Genomic DNA, 17,154 nt, shown 5'->3' with positions numbered 1-17,154 from the left:
TGAGGCCGGGTTTCAGGTCGCGCCCTGGTGAGCCTGCCACTGCTTGAGCTCTTGCTCGATGAAGTGGTTCACCAGGTCGCGGTACATCTTTTCGATGGCGTCCGGGTCCAGGCCTTCGGCCTCGGCCCAGGTGCGCCGGGTGCTCAACATCGCCGCGAAGCGCTCGGGTGCGCGCACCGAGGTCGCCGAAGTCTTGAACTTCGAGGCAGCCAGCACGTACTGGAAACGCTTGCCCAGGAGCTGGATCACGGCGTGATCCAGGGCATCGATCTCGCGGCGGATGTCTGCCATGCCTTCACAGGCGGCGGGTTGTCGTGGGTGGAGGGCGTCCATGTCGGTACTCCGTGTGGGTGAAAAGGGCTGGTCAGCCGCCACACCCTAACGGCTAGGCCCGTGAGTTTTCCAGCGAATGGAGCAACGAACGGGCGCGTGCACGGTAGACTCTCGGGTTTTCACCCTCAAGCAAGAGACTCCCATGGCAAACCACGACCTGACCTTTATCCCTGATCCTGACGCGGACTCCATTTCTTCCGACGTGGCCGGCTTCGGCGGCGTGCTGGTCTCCACTCAAATCCCCACTCGCGCCGATGGCAGCCTGGAGCTGGGCGATATCACCGCGCAAAGCGAATGCACCCTGCAAGCACTCAAGGTGGCGCTGGAGCGCGCCGGCAGTTCGATGGACCGGGTGCTGCACCTGACGATCTACCTCACTGACATGAGCGAGCGCGCCGCGTTCAACGAGGTGTACCAGCGCTTCTTCGCCAAGCCTTGGCCAGTCCGCGCCGCCGTCGGCGTGGCCGCATTGGCGGTCGCCGGCATGCGTGTTGAAGTCACGGCGATGGCGGCCAAGGGCTGATCCACCGCCAACGCGGTTTCAGCCCTCAAGCACCTGCGCGCACACGGCTCGCACACAATCACGCAACCAGCGGTGTGCCGGGTCGGCGTCCATGCGCGGGTGCCAGATCATCGACACCTTCAGCGCCGGCACGGGCACGGGCAGGGCAAAACTATGCAGGCCCGCGTGCAGGTGGCGGGTGTGGCTTTCGGGCACGGTGGCAATCAGGTCCGTGGCTCGTGCCAGGGCCAGGGCGGCGCCGAAGTCGCTGACCAGGGTGACGATGTCGCGCGCCAGGCCATGGGCCTGGAGGTGCTCATCCAACACGCCCTTGGCGAGCCCTCGGCGGGACACCAGGATGTGCTGGCCGGCGGCGTAGGCCGGCGCGCTGATCGGTCCCTGGCTCAGCGGATGAGCACTGCGCACCACACCGATGAAACGATCCTCGAACAACTGCCGGGTGCGCAGCTCCGGGCTGGCACTGTCGGCGACCACGCCGGTGTCCAGGTCGACGCTACCGTCGCGCAGCGGCGCGCTGCTTTTGTCGAGTTTGGGCACGAAGTACAGCCGCACCCCCGGGGCTTCGCGGCGCAGGCGCTGGATCAGGGCGGGGCCGAAGGTTTCGACGAAGCCGTCGCGGGTGCGCAGGGTGAAGGTGCGGCGCAGTTGACGCAGGTCCAGGTGCTCGGCGGGACGCAACACCGCCTGGGCGTCCTGCACCAGTTGGCGGACCTGTTCGCGCAGGGCGATGGCCCGAGGTGTCGGCACCAGGCCGCGTCCGGCGCGCACCAGCAGCGGGTCGCCGGTGGTGGTGCGCAAGCGTGCCAGCGCCCGGCTCATGGCCGATGGGCTCAGGTGCAGGCGCTCGGCGGCACGGGCCACGCTGCCTTCGGTGAGCAGGGCGTCCAGGGTCAGCAACAGGTTCAGGTCAGGCGTGGTCATGGCGCAACGGTAGCACGGCTTTGGCCGATGTGGCGTTGGGTGCAGGTATTGAGTGCACGTGCTGCGCCTTCCGTCAGGTCATGGACGGGCCTAGGCTGCGGGTCATGATCCACGCCCAGGAGCGCCTTCGTGACTGCCCAACTGCCCGTTCCCCTGACACCCTCCACCCGCTGGGCCATGGCCAGCCTGTCGCTGTCGATGCTGATGCCGTCCCTGGACACCAGCATCGCCAATGCCGGCCTGCCGACGTTGGCCCAGGCTTTTGGTGCGTCCTTTGCCCTGGTGCAATGGATCGTCCTGGCCTACTTGCTGGCGATCACCAGCTTGATCGTCAGTGCCGGGCGCCTGGGCGATCTACTCGGCCAGCGGCGCGTGCTGTTGCTTGGCATCGGCCTCTTTACCCTGGCCTCCTTGCTGTGCGCGGTGGCGCCGACGCTCGGCGCACTGATCGCCGCCCGGGCGATGCAAGGCGTGGGGGCGGCGATCATGCTCGCGCTGACCGTGGCTTTTGTTGCCCAGACCGTACCCCAGGCGCGCACCGGCAGTGCCATGGGCTTGCTGGGCACGATGTCGGCCATCGGCACGACGCTGGGGCCGTCCCTGGGTGGGGTGTTGATGGCGGGTGCCGGCTGGCCGGCGATGTTCCTGGTCAACCTGCCGCTGGGGATCATCAACGGGGGGTTGGCCTGGCGCTACTTGCCGGCTGATCCACCGGTTCGCCGCCGTCAGCGTGCCGGGTTCGACCTGCGGGGCACGCTGTTGTTGGCGTCGTGCCTGGGTGCCTATGCGTTGGCGATGACCTTGGATCAGTTCAACACGCTGTGGTTGCTGGCGGCGGTCTGCGGCGCCGGGCTGTTTGTCTGGAGCCAGGGCCGCACGGCATCGCCGCTGATTGATCTGGCGCTGTTGCGCAAGCGGTCGCTGAGCCGCGGCCTGGCCATGAACATGCTGGTGTCGACGGTGATCATGTCGACCCTGGTGGTGGGGCCGTTTTACCTGGGCCGAGGATTGGGGCTTGAAGCCTGGCTGGTCGGCTTTGCCCTGTCGGTGGGGCCGTGTGTCGCGGCGCTCAGTGGGGTGCCCGCCGGCCGCCTGGTGGACCGTTTGGGTGCGCCGCGCATGAGTGTGGCGGGGTTGCTCGCCATGGCGTGTGGCGCGGCGGCCCTGGCGCAGTTGCCGATGGACGTGGGGATGATCGGATACCTCGCCGCGATCGCATTGCTGACGGCGGGTTACGCGCTGTTCCAAGCGGCCAATAACACCGCGATCATGGCGGCGATTGCCGCGCCGCAGCGTGGGGTTGTGGCGGGCATGCTCAGTTTGTCGCGCAACGTCGGGCTGATCAGCGGCGCGTCGTGCATGGGCGCGGTGTTTGTCTGGGCGCAAGGCCCGGCGGCGTCGGCCGAGGCGGTGGCACAGGGGATGCGCAGCACCTTTGCGCTGGCGTGTGGCTTGCTGGTGTTGGCGCTGGCGCTGGCGGTGGCCAGCGCCAATCAGTTGAAGCGTCGATGAGCCCGGTTGGCCACGATCCCTGTGGCCACCGTTGGCTTAGCGCAACCGCTCAAGCATCTGGTAGTACCACATGCCGGCGGCGAGCATCGGGTTACCCAGCAGGTCGCCCATGGGCACGCGGATGTGTTGGCAGGCGGCGAAGGTGTCGTAGTGCTCCAGTTGGCCGGTGATGGCCCGGCCCATGATCTCGCCCATGATGTGGGTGGTGGCGATGCCGTGGCCGGAGTAGCCCTGGCAGTACCAGACGTTGTCCGACAGCTTGCCCAACTGCGGGATGCGGTTGATCACGATGCCCATGGCGCAACTCCACTGGTAATCGATGGCCACGCCCTTGAGCGCCGGGAAGGTCTGCTCGATGCACGGGCGCAGTTCGGCGGCGATGTTCCGTGAATCCTTGCCGCTGTAGTTGGCGCCGCCCCCGAACAGCAGGCGCCCGTCGGCGGTCATGCGGTAGTAGTCGAGCACGAAGCGACAGTCGTAGACCGCCAGGTCTTCTGGGTTGAGCTGCTTGGCCAGGTCGCCCAGGGGCGCGGTGGTGACGATGCCGCCCATGGCCGGGAAGATCTTGCCCTTGAGCTTGCCGGGTTCGAGCTTGTGGTAGACGTCGCCGGCCAGCAGCACCTGGTTGGCGTCGATCTGGCCGTGGGCGGTGCGCACGCCGGGCGTGGCGCCGTGGATGATCTCCAGCACTTCGCTGTTCTCGAAGATCAGTGCGCCCAGGCTTTCGGCCGCCCGCGCCTCGCCGATGCACAGGTTGAGCGGGTGCAGGTGCATGTTGCGGGTGTTCTTGATCGCCCCGTGGTAGAGGTCGCTTTGCAGCAGGTCACGCACCTGGCTGCGGTCGAGCAGGCTGACCTCATCGCCCATGCCACGGCGCACTGCTTCGTCATAGTCCTTGCGCAGGCCGTCCATGTGGCTGGGTTTGTACGCCGCGTGCAAGTGACCGTGCTTGAGGTCGCAGGCGATGCCGTACTTGTCCACGCGCTGCTGGATGATCTGGTGCCCGCGCCAGCGCAGGTGCCAGATGAAGTCGTCGACCTCGTCACCGATAGTGCGGCGCATCTGTTTGCGCATGGCTTCATCGCCCGACAGGCTGCCGGTGACCTGGCCGCCGTTGCGCCCGGTGGCGCCCCAACCGATCTTGTGGCTTTCGACGATCGCCACCTTCAGGCCTTTCTCCGCCAGCTCGACGGCGGTGGCCACGCCGGTGAAGCCGCCACCGATGATCACCACGTCGACCCGGTGCCGACCTTGCAGGGTCGGGTAGTCGGTCTCGTGGTTGAGGGTGGCGGTGTAATAGGAATTGCTGCGTGCAGTCATGTCAGTGTCCGGATAAGGGCGGTGCGGCCAATGCCAATCGGTCAACACACGCGACCTGTGGGAGCGAGCCTGCTCGCGATAGGGCCAGCACATTCAACATCAGTGTTGAATGACAGCCCGCCATCGCGAGCAGGCTCGCTCCCACAAGGGAACAGTGCTGGACAGGTGGCAATGAAACGGGAATCAACGCGACGCATCAGGCGTGCGTTCAGGCAGCGCGGGCGATATCCGGCGGACGTGAGGAGTGACGCAGTTTGGCGCGCAGCAGCGCCATGGGCAGGTTGACGATTCGTTTCATGGTTGCACGTTCAGTTGTTGTTCTTGTGGTGATGTGCTCATGACCGGTGTTCCCACCAGCGCAAGCGCCGATGGCGGCATCCAGAGTGGCTGGATAGTAGGAGGGAAGCGGGCGCGTGTAAACGGGGAGGGCAAAAGATAGACGGCGAGCGTGTCAGCGCGCCGTCGTGATACAGCACCTCAGGCCACGTTGGCCTGAACCACCGACAGACCTGGCGCCTGGCCCAGCACGCGTTCAATGGCGCCGGTCAGCAGGCTTTCGAGCAGGCGATCACGCTCCTTGGCGTCCAGTGGTTGTTGCACCAACCAACTGGGGGCGCAGTTGAGCAGGCTGGCGATGGCGTGCCCGGCGGCGGGCGACGTTGGCACGACGGGGCAGAGCAGGTTCATCAATGTCTGCTCATAGCGGCGTTGCAACTGCTGCACGCGGACCTGTTGGTCCTCGTTCAGGCAACTGCTGTCGCGCTCCACCAGGCGGTAGTGCCAGGGCATGTCGCGGTGCAGTTTGAGGTGGGCGTGGATCAGCGTGTGCAACTTGTCGGGTGGCGCGGATCGACGCCTGGCGATGCGCGCCAGGGTCGCCAGCAACTCGTCGTAGAACTCTTCGATCAGGTCCGCCAGCAAGTGCTGCTTGCTGGGGTAGTGGTGATACAACGAACCCGGGGTCAGCCCCAGGTGCGTGGCCAGTTCACGCATGCCGACCTGGGCAAAGCCCTTGCTGGCGAACAGCTCCAGGGCCTTGTCGCGGCTCTCGGCAAAGCGTGAGCAGCGTTCACTCATAGGCATGGAAGCCACGCCCGCTCTTGCGCCCCAGGTAACCGGCCGCGACCATTTCCTTGAGCAGCGGCGCGGGACGGTACTTGCTGTCGTTGAAGCCGTCGTAGAAGGCCTGCATGATCGCCAGCAGGGTGTCCAGGCCAATCAGGTCAGCCAGGGCCAGCGGGCCGATGGGCTGGTTGCACCCCAGCAGCATGCCGGCATCGATGTCCTCGGCGCTGGCCAGGCCTTCGTCGAGCACCTGGATGGCTTCGTTGATCATCGGCACCAGGATCCGGTTGACCACGAACCCCGGGCGGTTGCCGGCGGTGATCGCGGTCTTGCCCAGGCGCTGGGCCATGTCCAGGGCCAGGGCGTGGGTTGCATCGCTGGTTTGCAGGCCGCGAATCACTTCGATCAACTTCATCACCGGCACCGGGTTGAAGAAGTGCAGGCCGATAAAGCGTTCCGGCTGGCTGACGCTGGCGGCCAGTTGCGTGATCGACAGCGACGAGGTGTTGGAAGCGATCACGCAGGCGGGGCTGACCTGGGCGGCGATCTGCTGCAAAACCTTGAGCTTGAGGTCGAGGTTCTCGGTGGCGGCCTCGATCACCAGTTGCACGTCCTTGAGGCTGGCGTAGTCGGTGCTGGTGCGGATCTTGCCCAGGGCGGCGAGCTTTTGCGCTTCGCTCAGGCTGCCTTTGGTGACTTGCCGGTCAAGGTTCTTGGCCACGGTGGCCAGGGCCTTTTGCAAGGCGCTGTCGGCGATGTCCAGCAAGGTGACGTCCAGGCCGGCTAGCGCGCAGACCTGCGCGATGCCATTGCCCATGGTGCCGGCGCCGATGACGCCAATGTTCTGCAGATGCATGCTCATGTCCTTGATCACGCCCGCTCGAACAGCACGGCGATGCCTTGGCCGCCGCCAATGCACATGGTCGCCAGCGCATAACGGCCGCCAATGCGCTGCAGTTCGTGGATGGCCTTGGTGGCGATGATCGCGCCGGTGGCGCCCACCGGGTGGCCCAGGGAGATCCCGGAACCGTTGGGGTTGACCTTCGCGGGGTTAAAACCCAGCTCTTTGGCGACGGCGCAGGCCTGGGCGGCGAAGGCTTCGTTGGACTCGATCACGTCCAGATCCGCCACGGTCAGCCCGGCGCGTTGCAGCACCAGGCGGGTGGCGGGGATCGGGCCCAGGCCCATCATGTCCGGCTCGACGCCAGCGTGGGCATAACCCACCAGGCGGGCCAGCGGCTTGAGGCCTTGTTCCTGCACCACTTTACCGGTGGCCAGGATCAGTGCGCCGGCACCGTCGTTGAGGCCCGAGGCGTTGCCGGCGGTGACACTGCCGTCCTTCTTGAAGGCCGGCTTCATGCGTTGCAGTTGCTCGGCGCTGACGTCACCGCGCACGTGTTCGTCAGTGGCGAAGGTCACAGTGCCTTTGCGGGTGGTGATTTCGATGGGCACGATCTGCCCTTCAAAACGGCCTTCGGCAATGGCTCGCGCGGCGCGTTGCTGGCTGACCTGCGCCAGGGCATCCTGCGCCTCGCGGGTGATACCGTAGTGGGCGGCGACGTTTTCGGCGGTGATGCCCATGTGAATGCCGGCGAACGGATCATGCAGTGCGCCGAGCATGTAGTCGATGCCCTGGATATCGCCCATGCGCGCGCCCCAGCGGGCTTGCGGCAACAGGTAGGCGCCACGGCTCATGGATTCCACGCCACCGGCCAGCGCGGCGCCGGCGTCACCCAGCATCAGGCTTTGCGCGGCGCTGACAATCGCCTGCAGGCCGGAACCGCACAGGCGGTTGACGTTGAAGGCCGGGGTTTCCTTGGGCAGGCCGGCGTTCATCGAGACCACGCGGGAAATGTACGCGTCGCGGGCTTCGGTGGGGATCACGTGGCCCATCACGGTGTGGCCGATATGTTCAGGCGCCAGGCCCGAACGCTCGATGGCGGCGCGGCACACCGCGGTGCCCAGGTCGATGGGCGAAACGTCCTTGAGCGAGCCGCCAAAGCTGCCGATGGCAGAACGTACGGCGCTGACTACATAAATGTCGGTAGGGTTCATGGGCAAATTCCTCGGGACGTTTTCTTATTCGTGGGTTGCGCAGTGACAACACGGACCTTGTGGGAGCGAGCTTGCTCGCGATGGCGGTGTGTCAGTCAACATTGATGTTGAATGTGCCGTTGCTATCGCGAGCAAGCTCGCTCCCACAGGTTTGGTGTCTTGATGATGCCCGCACAGTGGTTGATGGCCGCGAGTTTAGTGTTGCCAGAGCTCACGGCCTATGCCAAAACTGCGCAAGGCGGGTGGCGTTTTTTGCCATGTTTTAGTCGATGAAGCGGATGGGCCATACATGCGGGAAACAGATTCGGTAGCGGTCTACTTCGTGTACCCGATGATTCATGCACTGCGCGAACAGCCGGCGCGCCTGCGCGCGCTGCTCGAACAGGTGGGGATTGACCCGGTGTTGATGGACCAGCCCGCGGCACGCGTCCCGGCGACTGCGTTTGCGGCGTTGTGGTTGGCGCAGATCCGTGACCTGAATGACGAGTTTTTCCAACTGGACTCCCACGGCATGCCGCCAGGCGCCTTTGCCCTGATCTGTCGCGCGCTGATTCAGGAGCCGACCCTGGAAAAAGCCATGCGTCAGTGCCTGGCCAACTTCAGCCTGTTCCTGCACGACTTTCGCGGCACGTTGACGGTGCGCGGCAAGCGTGCGGTCATCGGCTTGCAGACCCAGGCGCACAGCATCGAGCAGGCACGCTACGGCGAAGAGACGTTCATGGTGTTGATGATCAGCCTGCTCTGTTGGCTGGGCGGGCGGCGGATTCCCATCGACCGCGCCGACTTTCGCCACCAACGTTTGTCCTTGAGTGACGACTCGTTGCTGTGGGGCGCCAACCTGACCCTGGGCGCCGAGCGCACGGAGATCGAGTTCGACAGCCGCTTGCTGCAACTGCCGGTGGTCCAGGACCTGGCTTTGCTCAAGGCGTTCCTGCGCAGCGCGCCACAGTGGCTGGTGATCCGCTTCCGCAATCAGCAGGGGCTGGCCTCGCAGCTCTATCAGCGCCTGCGCAGCAGTCACTACGGCGAGTGGCCAACCCTGGACGCCTTTGCCCTGGAACAACACCTGAGCCCCAGCACCGTTCGGCGCAAGCTGACGCGTGAGGGCTGCTCCTTTCAGGAGATCAAGGACGAAGTGCGCCGCGCCGTGGCGTTCGAGCAGTTGCGCCAGACCAGGACGAGCATTACCGGGATTGCCGAGCAGATCGGTTTCCAGGAGCCCAGCGCCTTCCATCGTGCGTTCAAAAAGTGGACCGGAGAGAGCCCGGGGCAGTATCGATTGCGGTTGCAGGGTAGGGCAGGCGTTGGGGTGAAGCCGGGGTAACGCTATTCGCGGACGAGTGGGAAGAGGGATCACCTGTTGCGCTAATGAAAATATCTATGTATTTTTTCATGAAATTATAAAAGCATAATTTCATGGTGCCCGCATGTTCCAACAATCCACCCGGCACGTCGCCAGCTACTACGCCCACAGTTGCGCTGATCGCCTGGTGGATCGCGCCCCGTTGATCGGTGCGCAAGACACGGAGGTGGTGATCATCGGCGCCGGTTTCAGCGGCTTGCACACGGCGCTGCGCCTGGCCCTGGCCGGCAAGCGCGTGACGTTGCTGGAGGCCAGCCGCGTGGCGTGGGCGGCGTCCGGCCGTAATGGCGGCCAGGCGATTCTCGGTTGGTCGTGCGATATGCCGCCGCTGGAGGCCGCGTTGGGTTACGAGTCGGCGCGGCGGCTGTGGGATGGCATGCGCTGGGCAGGGCGGGAGTTGCGTGAGCTGCCGGGGCGTCATGGTTTTGATTGCGACTACCGCGCGGGGCACTTGTGGACGTCGGTCATGCCACGGCGGGTCAAGCTCTTGACCGAGTGGCAACACGAGGCCAGTCACAAGTGGGGTCATGATGGTTTGCGATTCATCCCCCGCGAACAGTTGCCCGAGTGGGTCGCCAGCCAGCGCTATCAGGCCGGTCTGTTTGACCCCGAAGGCGGGCACCTGAACCCACTGAAGCTGGCGCTGGGCCTGGCTGAGGCCATCGAGCAAGCGGGCGGGTGCATCCATGAACAAAGCAAGGCCGTGGAGTATCGCCAGCAAGGTGACGGCTACGTAGTTCGCACCGAACGCGGCAGCATTCGCGCCGATGTGCTGGTGCTGGCCTGCAATGCCTACCTTGATCGGCTGGATCCAGCGTTGGCCCGCCGTGTCTTGCCGGTCGGTACGTACCAGGTCGCCACGGCGCCACTGGCACCCGAGCAGGCCGGGGCATTGCTGCCCAGCAATGTGTGCGTCACCGACAACCAGTTCGTCCTCGACTATTTCCGTCGCACCCCCGACCACCGCTTGCTGTTCGGCGGCGGCTGCACGTACCTGGGCGGTATGCCCAAGGACATCGCGGCGGCCACTCGACCGTTCCTGGAGCGTGTGTTCCCCCAGCTCAAGGGCGTTGAGTTGGCGTTCGCCTGGGGTGGGCATATCGACCTGACCCTCAAACGCACCCCCGACATCGGCCACCGTGGCGACCTGTATTGGATGCAAGGCTATTCCGGGCACGGCGTGTTACCGACATTGGCCGCTGCCCGTGCAGTCTCGGATGCGATTCTCGGCCAGGCGGATGAGTTGGCCTTGTATGAGGGGCTGAGCAATGACCGCTTCCCCGGCGGCAAGCACTTTGCCGCGCCACTGGAAGCCATCGGCAAGGCCTGGTACCGACTGCGCGACAGTCTTTGATGCCTCATCAAACGGAATCCCTGGCATGAACAAGCAAGAAGAAATCGCGGCGCTGGCGATCCTGATCCACGACCTGCGCAAGCACAAGAAATACACCCTCAAGGACCTGGCCGACAAAATCGGCCGCTCGGTGGGTTTTCTATCCCAAGTCGAGCGTGGACTGTCGCGACCCACGGTGGCAGACCTCACGGCCATTAGCGAAACCCTGGGTGTGCCAACCACTTACTTCTACAGCCTGCCCAAACCCAAGGTGCTGCCCTGGGTCACGCGTCCCGACGAGCGCCGCACGCTGTTCTTCGCCAATGGCATCACCGACATTCTGGTCTCGCCGAAGATCCGCGCCTCGTTCTCCATGCTGGAAAGCCTGCTGGAACCCGGCGCCAGCAGCGGCGAACGGCACCTGACCGACAGTTCGGAGCAGGGCGGTTATGTGCTTGAAGGCGAGCTGTCGCTGTGGCTGGGTGACGACACTGAACCGGTCGCGCTGAAGGCCGGTGACAGCTTCCAATTCGACAGCCACACGCGCTGTCGCTACGGCAACCTCACGGATCAACTCACACGCGTGCTGTGGGTTTACACCTGATAACAACAACGGGAACTTTGATGATGGATGCTGCCTGCTCTGATCTGCTGGCCGAAGTACGGGCTTTTCGCCAACGCTACCCCGAGGTGCGTTATGTCGACCTTATCTCCCTGGACATCCCGGGGCACTTCTATGGCAAGCGCTATCCCATCGACATGCTGGAAAAGGTCGCGGCCGGCAGCGCGCTGAAGTTGCCACAGAACTGCGTGCTGCTGGGGGTGCAAGGCGGGTTGTTCAAGATCGGCGACTATTGCTTCAGCGACGGCGACCCGGATGCGGTGCGGCGCCTGGTACCGGGTACGCTCAAACCGGTGACCTGGGAAGCCCAACCGCTGGGGCAGATGCTGATCACCTCCGATGGCACCGCCAAACCCATCTGCTTTGAGCCACGCGAAGTGTTGGCGCAGGTGCTGGAGCGCTTGCGGCGCAAGGGTATTCACCCGGTGGTAGCGTTCGAGCTGGAGTTTTACCTGTTCGACAAAAAACTACGTGATGGCCTGCCACAGTTCCCTCGCGATGAGCTGTCGGACGATGCGGATGATCAGCCGAACATGCACATCGAGCGCCTGTCGCGTTTCGCCCCCGTGCTCGATGAAATGGTCGAAGCTGCGCGAATCCAGGGCATCGACACCACGGTGATCACCGCTGAACTTGGACCTGGCCAGTTCGAGATCAACTTCGGCCACCTCAAGGATGGCCTGCAAGCCGCCGACTGGGCCGCGTTGTTCTGCCGCAGCACCCGGGGCGTCGCGCTCAAACACGGCTATCGGGCCAGCTTCATGGCCAAGCCGTATTTGCAACACCCCGGCAGCGGCATGCACGTGCACGTCAGTCTCTACGATAGCGAAGGCCACAACCTGCTGGCCGCCAACCACCAGCAAGCGTTGCGACATGCAGTGGCCGGCTGCCTGGAACTGCTGCCCCATTGCATGCCCATCTTCGCGCCGAACCAGAACGCCTTCCGCCGCCTGGGCGGTACGGTGAATGCGGCAACACGCGCCAGCTGGGGTTTTGAGGATCGCGACGCGTGTGTACGCATTCCCGAGTCCGATACCAAGAACCTGCGCATCGAACACCGCCTGGCCGGCGCCGACGCCAACCCCTACCTGGTGCTGGCCGCGATCCTGGTGGGCGTGGAGCAGGGCCTGGAAGCGGGCCGCGAACCGATCACCCCACTCAACGAAGACCGCAATAGCGGTATCGACTTCCCAGTGGAAATGCTCGACGCCGTGCGTGCCATGCAGCACCAGCCGCAACTGCGCGAAGGGCTGGGGGCAGAGTTCGTTGATGTGTACTGCGAGAACAAACGCCAGGACCACCTGGCCTTCATGCAGGAAATCACGGCCCGGGAGTACCGCTGGTATCTATAAAGGCGCCAGCGGCACAAAGATTTTTACGACTCGTTCTTGACATGCCTGGGGAAGCAGTCCAGAATTGCGTCCATTCCCGCTTAGGGAAAGAGAAAAACCCTTTAAATATCAAAGGGTTGGATGTAGATGAAAATCTAGATTCTTTCTCCAGTTTGTATGTGTTCGATGCTGTTTTTAAGGCGTCCGACATTTGAGGCCGAGTAGCAAAATGGTTATGCAGTGGATTGCAAATCCACCTACGCCGGTTCGATTCCGACCTCGGCCTCCACTCTTAAAAACCCCGTAGCTCAATGAGTTACGGGGTTTTTTATTGGCTGTAAAAAAGTTAAGTGTTCCGCAATTTTTAGGATGTGTTCCGCATCTGCGGATTATTTTTTGGGTTTGACAATGGCGCCCAAGCGTCGATAAACCTTTTTTGTCATCTCTTGAGTTGAGTGTCCAAGCAGGGCGCTTGCATCCGCAATGTCCTCAATTTCAGTGGCGGCCTTTGGTCTGATATCGCGGAACCGAAACTGACGAATCATCGCGGTTGTGGCCGGCCGCACCGACCTGTTTGCCGAGCGGAAGATCATTGTTCAGGTCTTCAAGCTCGGCCTCGATGGCGACTAACTTCGATGCATGTGGCCGATGGTTATGGTGGTTATACGGCCAAGAGGATGTCGCGGTATCTGCCGATGTATTGGGTGATGGGGCGGCCAGTTCCTCCAGGTGGGCAATGATGTCGTGCGGTTTGAGCACCAGTACGTCACTGTCTAGGGTGTCCAGAATCATCTCGGCGGTATTGCCGATCAACACGCCGGACAGCCCGACGCGGGCCACGCTACCGATCACCGTGAGCACAGCTTCGAGCTTGTGCGCGATGTAGGGGATCAGCACATCGGCAGGACCTTCCTCGATATGCAGGCACTCGTCGCTGACGTCGAATTCGGCCTGGAATGTCTTGCACAGTTCGCGATAGAGAGCCTGAATGCTCTCTTTGAGTTGGAATACGGAGTCGGTCGCCGATAGCATGGGGTAGGGGTGGGCGCTGAGCATGTGGAGTGTGCCGCCGGCCAGTGTGGCGATGTCGTAGCCGTGGCTGACGATGCCGGAATGCAGGACGCGGTGCTCCATGTCACTGCTGCCAGCATCGATGGCCGCGAGAATGGTGCCTCCGGCCCATGGTCTTGCGGTTTTTACTATAAGCACCGGGCAGGGGCAGTATCGCAGTAGCTTCCAGTCCTCGGGGGTGAGAAGGGCCTTCATCAGCGGGGTGTCCGGCAGGTGTTGCTTGATCACCAGGCCACAACCTTCCGACCGCTGGGTGGCAATGATGGTCTTGTGTGAACTCCCATGCCAGGCTTGCTGGGCGCTGACGCTATAACCTTCTTGTACCAAGCCGTCTTGCATGTCGTTCATGTAGGAGCAATTGTGCTGCCCCTTGTCGCAGGTCAGCAGATGCAGGTGCGACTGGGTGGTGCTGGCAATCATTTTCGCTCTATTGAGGGTCAGGTTCATGGGCTGCTGCGAATCCACCACCACCAAGGTGTTGCGAATGGTGTGCATGAGTGTCTTCCTGTGCGTGAGTACAGTTTTTGTGTAAGGCGGCGGCACGGGCGCACTTGGCCTATGCCCCTTCGGGCGGGTTGTACGTGTTGCTGGCCAACCCTTGCCCGCTCGTCAACCGGAAGCTCACTTACCGACATCATGCACGCGACAGCTAAAATAGAATTATGTCCGCTCATTCCGATTATTAAGGCTGAATCGAGCTGGTGTTAATGATCGCAACGGATGCTGATCGTTCATGCAACTGCGCAAGTTGACTCCATTGCGCTGGCGCTATTGTTTCACTGCATCTATATTGAGTTGTAACGTGGTCGGTACACTTGGTGCCGGATGTACTACATTACTTCTTGCTGGTTACCTTACTGGCAAAGCAGGCGCGTGAGTTCCTGCCGCTAACAATGCCATGCTTATTTGCGTCTAATGCCCGCGAAAGTACGACACTTAGGTGGATGCTCCGACCTGAGTGGAATGAATCGAGTTGCTCTCTGCGGGTGCTTTTTTGCTCGCTAAACTCGATCGCTAAGTATGGTGACTATCCAGCTTAACGCTTAGGTAGTTGGTCGTCTGAATTAGTTTATTTTAATATAACGGAACTCTGAATTAGCCTCATTCGATCTGATGATAAATACTGTCTCGCTGGCCGAGAGGCTGAAGTAGATTACCTTTCGATGTCGGGCATGCCGAAAAACGCAAGCAAACTCGTCGGGAACGTTTCCTGATTGTGATGGATCAGGTGGTGATTCCGCATGTGCGGATTATTTTGTTGGTTTGACGATGGCACCCACGCAGCGATAAACCTTCTTGGTCTTGTCGCATGACTCATCGTCTACTAGCATCAAAATACGCAATGAAGCCCCGTAGGCTGGACACCAGTTGTTCTCCTCACTGCTGGAGTTAATAGGATTTAAGTGAGCGTTTGCTGGTTGACGACTGAGTCCCACCCTATCTGGCCGTGATGTTCGGCCCGATAGGGTGGGACTGCAGCTGCCCTGAGCAGTCTGACGAGCTGCGTCGGGTGGGCGGTACTCTGCTGTCCATCAACCCCAGGAGACCATCATGTCCGTTCAAGCGCCTCTGAAGAAAGGTTCCGAAGATCCATACGTCGCCATTGCGCAGCAGCAGCTTATTGCGCTGGGGTATGGCCTACCGCGCTTTGGTGCCGACGGGGTGTTGGGTGATGAGACCCTGTCCGCTTACGGCGCCTTCCTGGTATCACGGGGGCTCCGTGCCGCTACGGATGAGCAACCGAAGGCCATCACGCCTGCTGGCTCTGCAGCCCTCGACGTGGCTTTTGCGGCTTTGAATCAGGGTGGGTCCACCTCGAACATCATCGATGAGCGAGCCAACCACCCGCATGCGGGACGCTCTGTAAGCACACCGTACCGGCTCTGGTCGAAGATTACGGCGGTGGTCCTGCATCAGACGGCAAGCAACATTGGTGAAAAACCCGCTAGATGGCATAGCGTCCCCATTCACTTCTGTATCACTCGGGCTGGCAAGGTCATTCAGCTCTATGACCTGACCGAAATTTGCAACCACGCGAACGGACTCAACCGGTCCAGTGTCGGCATCGAGATAGATGGATGGTATGCAGGTATCGAGGGGCAGCCCAAAACGCTGTGGCAACCCAAGGGGCTGGCCACTCCTAGGCAACCTATGGATTTGCCCACTTTACAGGCTGACGCTGTTAAGGCGACCGTCCAGTGGATCGCGAACACAGTGGCGGCTAATGGCGGAATGGTGACCCACATTCATCCACATCGGCAATCCAGTAAGGACCGACAGTCTGATCCGGGCTCGCTGATCTGGCAGACCGTAGGCTTGTGGGCCCAAAACACATTGGGGCTGTCTGATGGAGGAGCAGCATTCACCGTGGGTAATGGGCGGACAATTCCCGAGGACTGGGATGTCCGCTACACGGGCAATCGCTACTGATCTCACTACTCCCAGAGAAACTCAGGACGCTACGCATGCACAGCATGACAGGTACCTCGTAGCTAGTGTGACCTTGCGCCCATTTTCACCCTGTTCCTCTACTGGTCAAGTTGCCACGCTAAACCGGACGATGAACGGTCGCGTTAGGCGCGGCAGTTAAAGGCACTGCATTTCGGCTTTATGGACGTGCCGGCGGCGCTGGGTCTGTGTCACCTGGACGGGCTGGATTTCAGCCCGATGCGCTGCACCTACGTCCTCAGCCGCGAGACAGTGATCTCGACCAAGCGGATCGGCATGGCGCGCTGGCGCGAGGGCTTGTTCGCCTGTCTATTGAAGAACGCCAACAGCAACCTGCGCTTCTTCAACCTGCCGTTGAACCGGGTGATAGAGCTGGGAACCCAGGTGGTAATTTGAGTGCCGCCTTTGCGATTCGTTGGGCGTCGGGCTTTTGTAGGAGCCAGCAAGCTGGCGATGCCTTTTGTTGCAGAGCTTTCGCCAGCAAGCGGGCTCCTACAGACATCCACTGCTAGGCCGCAGGCGGCTTAGTCGCGACCGGGGAGCATGCGCACGACGGTGTTGTCGCGGCTGATGAAGTGGTGGAACAGGGCGGCAGCGGCGTGCAGGCCGATCAACCAGTAGCCGACGACGCCGGCCAGCTCGTGCCATTCCTTGATCTCGCCGGCCAGCGGCGGGTTCTTGCCGATCAGTGCGGGCAGTTCCAGGCCAAAAAACGGAATCGGCTTGTCGGCCGCGCTGAGTACCAACCAACCGGCCAGCGGCGCACCGATCATCAGGGCGTAGAGCGCCAGGTGCATGAGCTTGCCGAGGGCTTGCTGCCAGCCTTGTGGTGCCGGTTTGATGTTTGGCGTCGGGGCGATCAAGCGGGCGAACAGGCGCAGCCAGACCAGCGCGAAAACCCCGAGCCCGAGCATGAAGTGCCACTGTTTGAGCAGCTCGCGGGTGTCGCTGCCCTTGGGAAAGTTGCCCTTCAGTTCGATGCAGGCATACAGGCCGGCAATCATTACCAGCATCAGCCAGTGCAGGGCGATGCTGAGGCTGCCATAGCGGGATTCGGTATTTTTCCAGGTCATCGCGGTTTCCTTGTTAGCGCTGAGTCCGCCGGGGGGGCGGGGAAGGGCTGGATAGTGAGCGGGCCAGCTTAAGCCAGCCTTAATTGTTGATGCGGTGCGCAAACATGGCGGAGGTAGTAAGTTCCAGGAACTGGATTGCTGGACTGGAGAGGGGCATAGAAGCTGGCGGAACGATTGGTGTATT

General features: G+C 62.3%; 14 protein-coding genes, 1 tRNA gene and 4 pseudogenes. 10 read left to right on the top strand and 9 right to left on the bottom strand.

Going from position 1 to position 17,154, the window contains the following annotated elements:
• Window positions 1-12: 12 nt before the first annotated feature.
• Window positions 13-333 (bottom strand): isochorismate lyase, encoded by a 321-nt coding sequence (locus tag BMW74_RS03830; protein ID WP_093413897.1) that lies wholly within the window; start codon window positions 331-333, stop codon window positions 13-15.
• A 142-nt stretch (window positions 334-475) separates the two neighbouring features.
• On the opposite strand from BMW74_RS03830, the gene BMW74_RS03825 reads away from it, so the two are divergent.
• Entirely contained in the window at window positions 476-856 is a 381-nt protein-coding gene (locus BMW74_RS03825) for a RidA family protein (protein ID WP_093413895.1), read from the top strand.
• Between the two features lie 18 nt (window positions 857-874).
• On the opposite strand, the gene BMW74_RS03820 is transcribed toward BMW74_RS03825, so the two are convergent.
• The gene (locus BMW74_RS03820) at window positions 875-1,777 is read right to left on the bottom strand and encodes a LysR family transcriptional regulator (RefSeq protein WP_093413892.1); all 903 of its coding nucleotides are present in this window, start codon (window positions 1,775-1,777) and stop codon (window positions 875-877) included.
• A 177-nt stretch (window positions 1,778-1,954) separates the two neighbouring features.
• Here BMW74_RS03820 and BMW74_RS03815 point away from each other — a divergent pair, with 177 nt between their 5' ends.
• Window positions 1,955-3,289: an MFS transporter gene (locus tag BMW74_RS03815; protein WP_093414819.1), complete on the top strand. Its 1,335-nt coding sequence runs from the start codon at window positions 1,955-1,957 to the stop codon at window positions 3,287-3,289.
• Window positions 3,290-3,325: 36 nt separating this feature from the next.
• On the opposite strand, the gene BMW74_RS03810 is transcribed toward BMW74_RS03815, so the two are convergent.
• The 4 genes from BMW74_RS03810 to BMW74_RS03795 all read right to left on the bottom strand — a co-directional run bounded on the left by BMW74_RS03810 (window position 3,326) and on the right by BMW74_RS03795 (window position 7,729).
• Window positions 3,326-4,609: an NAD(P)/FAD-dependent oxidoreductase gene (locus BMW74_RS03810; protein WP_093413889.1), complete on the bottom strand. Its 1,284-nt coding sequence runs from the start codon at window positions 4,607-4,609 to the stop codon at window positions 3,326-3,328.
• A gap of 477 nt (window positions 4,610-5,086) precedes the next feature.
• Window positions 5,087-5,686: a TetR/AcrR family transcriptional regulator gene (locus tag BMW74_RS03805; RefSeq protein WP_093413887.1), complete on the bottom strand. Its 600-nt coding sequence runs from the start codon at window positions 5,684-5,686 to the stop codon at window positions 5,087-5,089.
• Window positions 5,679-6,530 carry a 3-hydroxybutyryl-CoA dehydrogenase gene (locus BMW74_RS03800; RefSeq protein WP_093414815.1) on the bottom strand — a complete coding sequence of 284 codons (852 nt, stop codon included), beginning with the start codon at window positions 6,528-6,530 and terminating at the stop codon, window positions 5,679-5,681. The genes BMW74_RS03805 and BMW74_RS03800 overlap by 8 nt, the downstream gene beginning before the upstream one ends.
• A gap of 14 nt (window positions 6,531-6,544) precedes the next feature.
• Window positions 6,545-7,729, bottom strand: coding sequence for an acetyl-CoA C-acyltransferase family protein (locus BMW74_RS03795; RefSeq protein WP_093413885.1), 1,185 nt, complete (start codon window positions 7,727-7,729; stop codon window positions 6,545-6,547).
• A gap of 289 nt (window positions 7,730-8,018) precedes the next feature.
• Here BMW74_RS03795 and BMW74_RS03790 point away from each other — a divergent pair, with 289 nt between their 5' ends.
• The 5 genes from BMW74_RS03790 (at window position 8,019) to BMW74_RS03770 (ending at window position 12,667) form a co-directional block, all read left to right on the top strand.
• On the top strand, window positions 8,019-9,053 hold the full coding sequence (locus BMW74_RS03790) for an AraC family transcriptional regulator (RefSeq protein WP_093413882.1): 1,035 nt from the start codon (window positions 8,019-8,021) through the stop codon (window positions 9,051-9,053).
• Between the two features lie 103 nt (window positions 9,054-9,156).
• Window positions 9,157-10,446 (top strand): NAD(P)/FAD-dependent oxidoreductase, encoded by a 1,290-nt coding sequence (locus BMW74_RS03785; RefSeq protein WP_093413879.1) that lies wholly within the window; start codon window positions 9,157-9,159, stop codon window positions 10,444-10,446.
• Window positions 10,447-10,471: 25 nt separating this feature from the next.
• A complete protein-coding gene (locus tag BMW74_RS03780) occupies window positions 10,472-11,029 on the top strand; it encodes a helix-turn-helix domain-containing protein (RefSeq protein ID WP_093413876.1) in 558 nt (185 codons plus the stop codon).
• A gap of 23 nt (window positions 11,030-11,052) precedes the next feature.
• Window positions 11,053-12,399 (top strand): glutamine synthetase family protein, encoded by a 1,347-nt coding sequence (locus BMW74_RS03775; protein WP_093413873.1) that lies wholly within the window; start codon window positions 11,053-11,055, stop codon window positions 12,397-12,399.
• 194 nt (window positions 12,400-12,593) lie between these two features.
• Window positions 12,594-12,667, top strand: a tRNA-Cys gene (locus tag BMW74_RS03770).
• 100 nt (window positions 12,668-12,767) lie between these two features.
• Here BMW74_RS03770 and BMW74_RS25380 read toward each other — a convergent pair.
• Together BMW74_RS25380 and BMW74_RS03760 are read right to left on the bottom strand one after the other, a co-directional pair.
• Window positions 12,768-12,923, bottom strand: a pseudogene (locus BMW74_RS25380) (integrase); the annotation flags it as partial.
• A gap of 166 nt (window positions 12,924-13,089) precedes the next feature.
• A pseudogene (locus tag BMW74_RS03760) lies at window positions 13,090-13,944 on the bottom strand (universal stress protein); the annotation flags it as partial.
• A 667-nt stretch (window positions 13,945-14,611) separates the two neighbouring features.
• Between BMW74_RS03760 and BMW74_RS25650 the strand changes: the two are divergent.
• The 3 genes and pseudogenes from BMW74_RS25650 to BMW74_RS03750 form a co-directional block, all read left to right on the top strand.
• Window positions 14,612-14,713: pseudogene (locus BMW74_RS25650) on the top strand (IS5/IS1182 family transposase); the annotation flags it as partial.
• Between the two features lie 287 nt (window positions 14,714-15,000).
• Window positions 15,001-15,879, top strand: a complete 879-nt coding sequence (locus BMW74_RS03755) for an N-acetylmuramoyl-L-alanine amidase (protein ID WP_093413867.1) — start codon at window positions 15,001-15,003, stop codon at window positions 15,877-15,879.
• Window positions 15,880-16,044: 165 nt separating this feature from the next.
• A pseudogene (locus tag BMW74_RS03750) lies at window positions 16,045-16,293 on the top strand (potassium transporter Kup); the annotation flags it as partial.
• Between the two features lie 128 nt (window positions 16,294-16,421).
• Here the strand turns inward: BMW74_RS03750 and BMW74_RS03745 are convergent.
• Window positions 16,422-16,970, bottom strand: coding sequence for a cytochrome b (locus BMW74_RS03745; RefSeq protein WP_093413864.1), 549 nt, complete (start codon window positions 16,968-16,970; stop codon window positions 16,422-16,424).
• Between the last annotated feature and the right edge of the window lie 184 nt (window positions 16,971-17,154).

The organism is Pseudomonas sp. ok272, assembly GCF_900109995.1.
Taxonomy (GTDB): Bacteria; Pseudomonadota; Gammaproteobacteria; order Pseudomonadales; family Pseudomonadaceae; genus Aquipseudomonas.
This window is presented reverse-complemented; position numbering and strand designations above follow the sequence as displayed.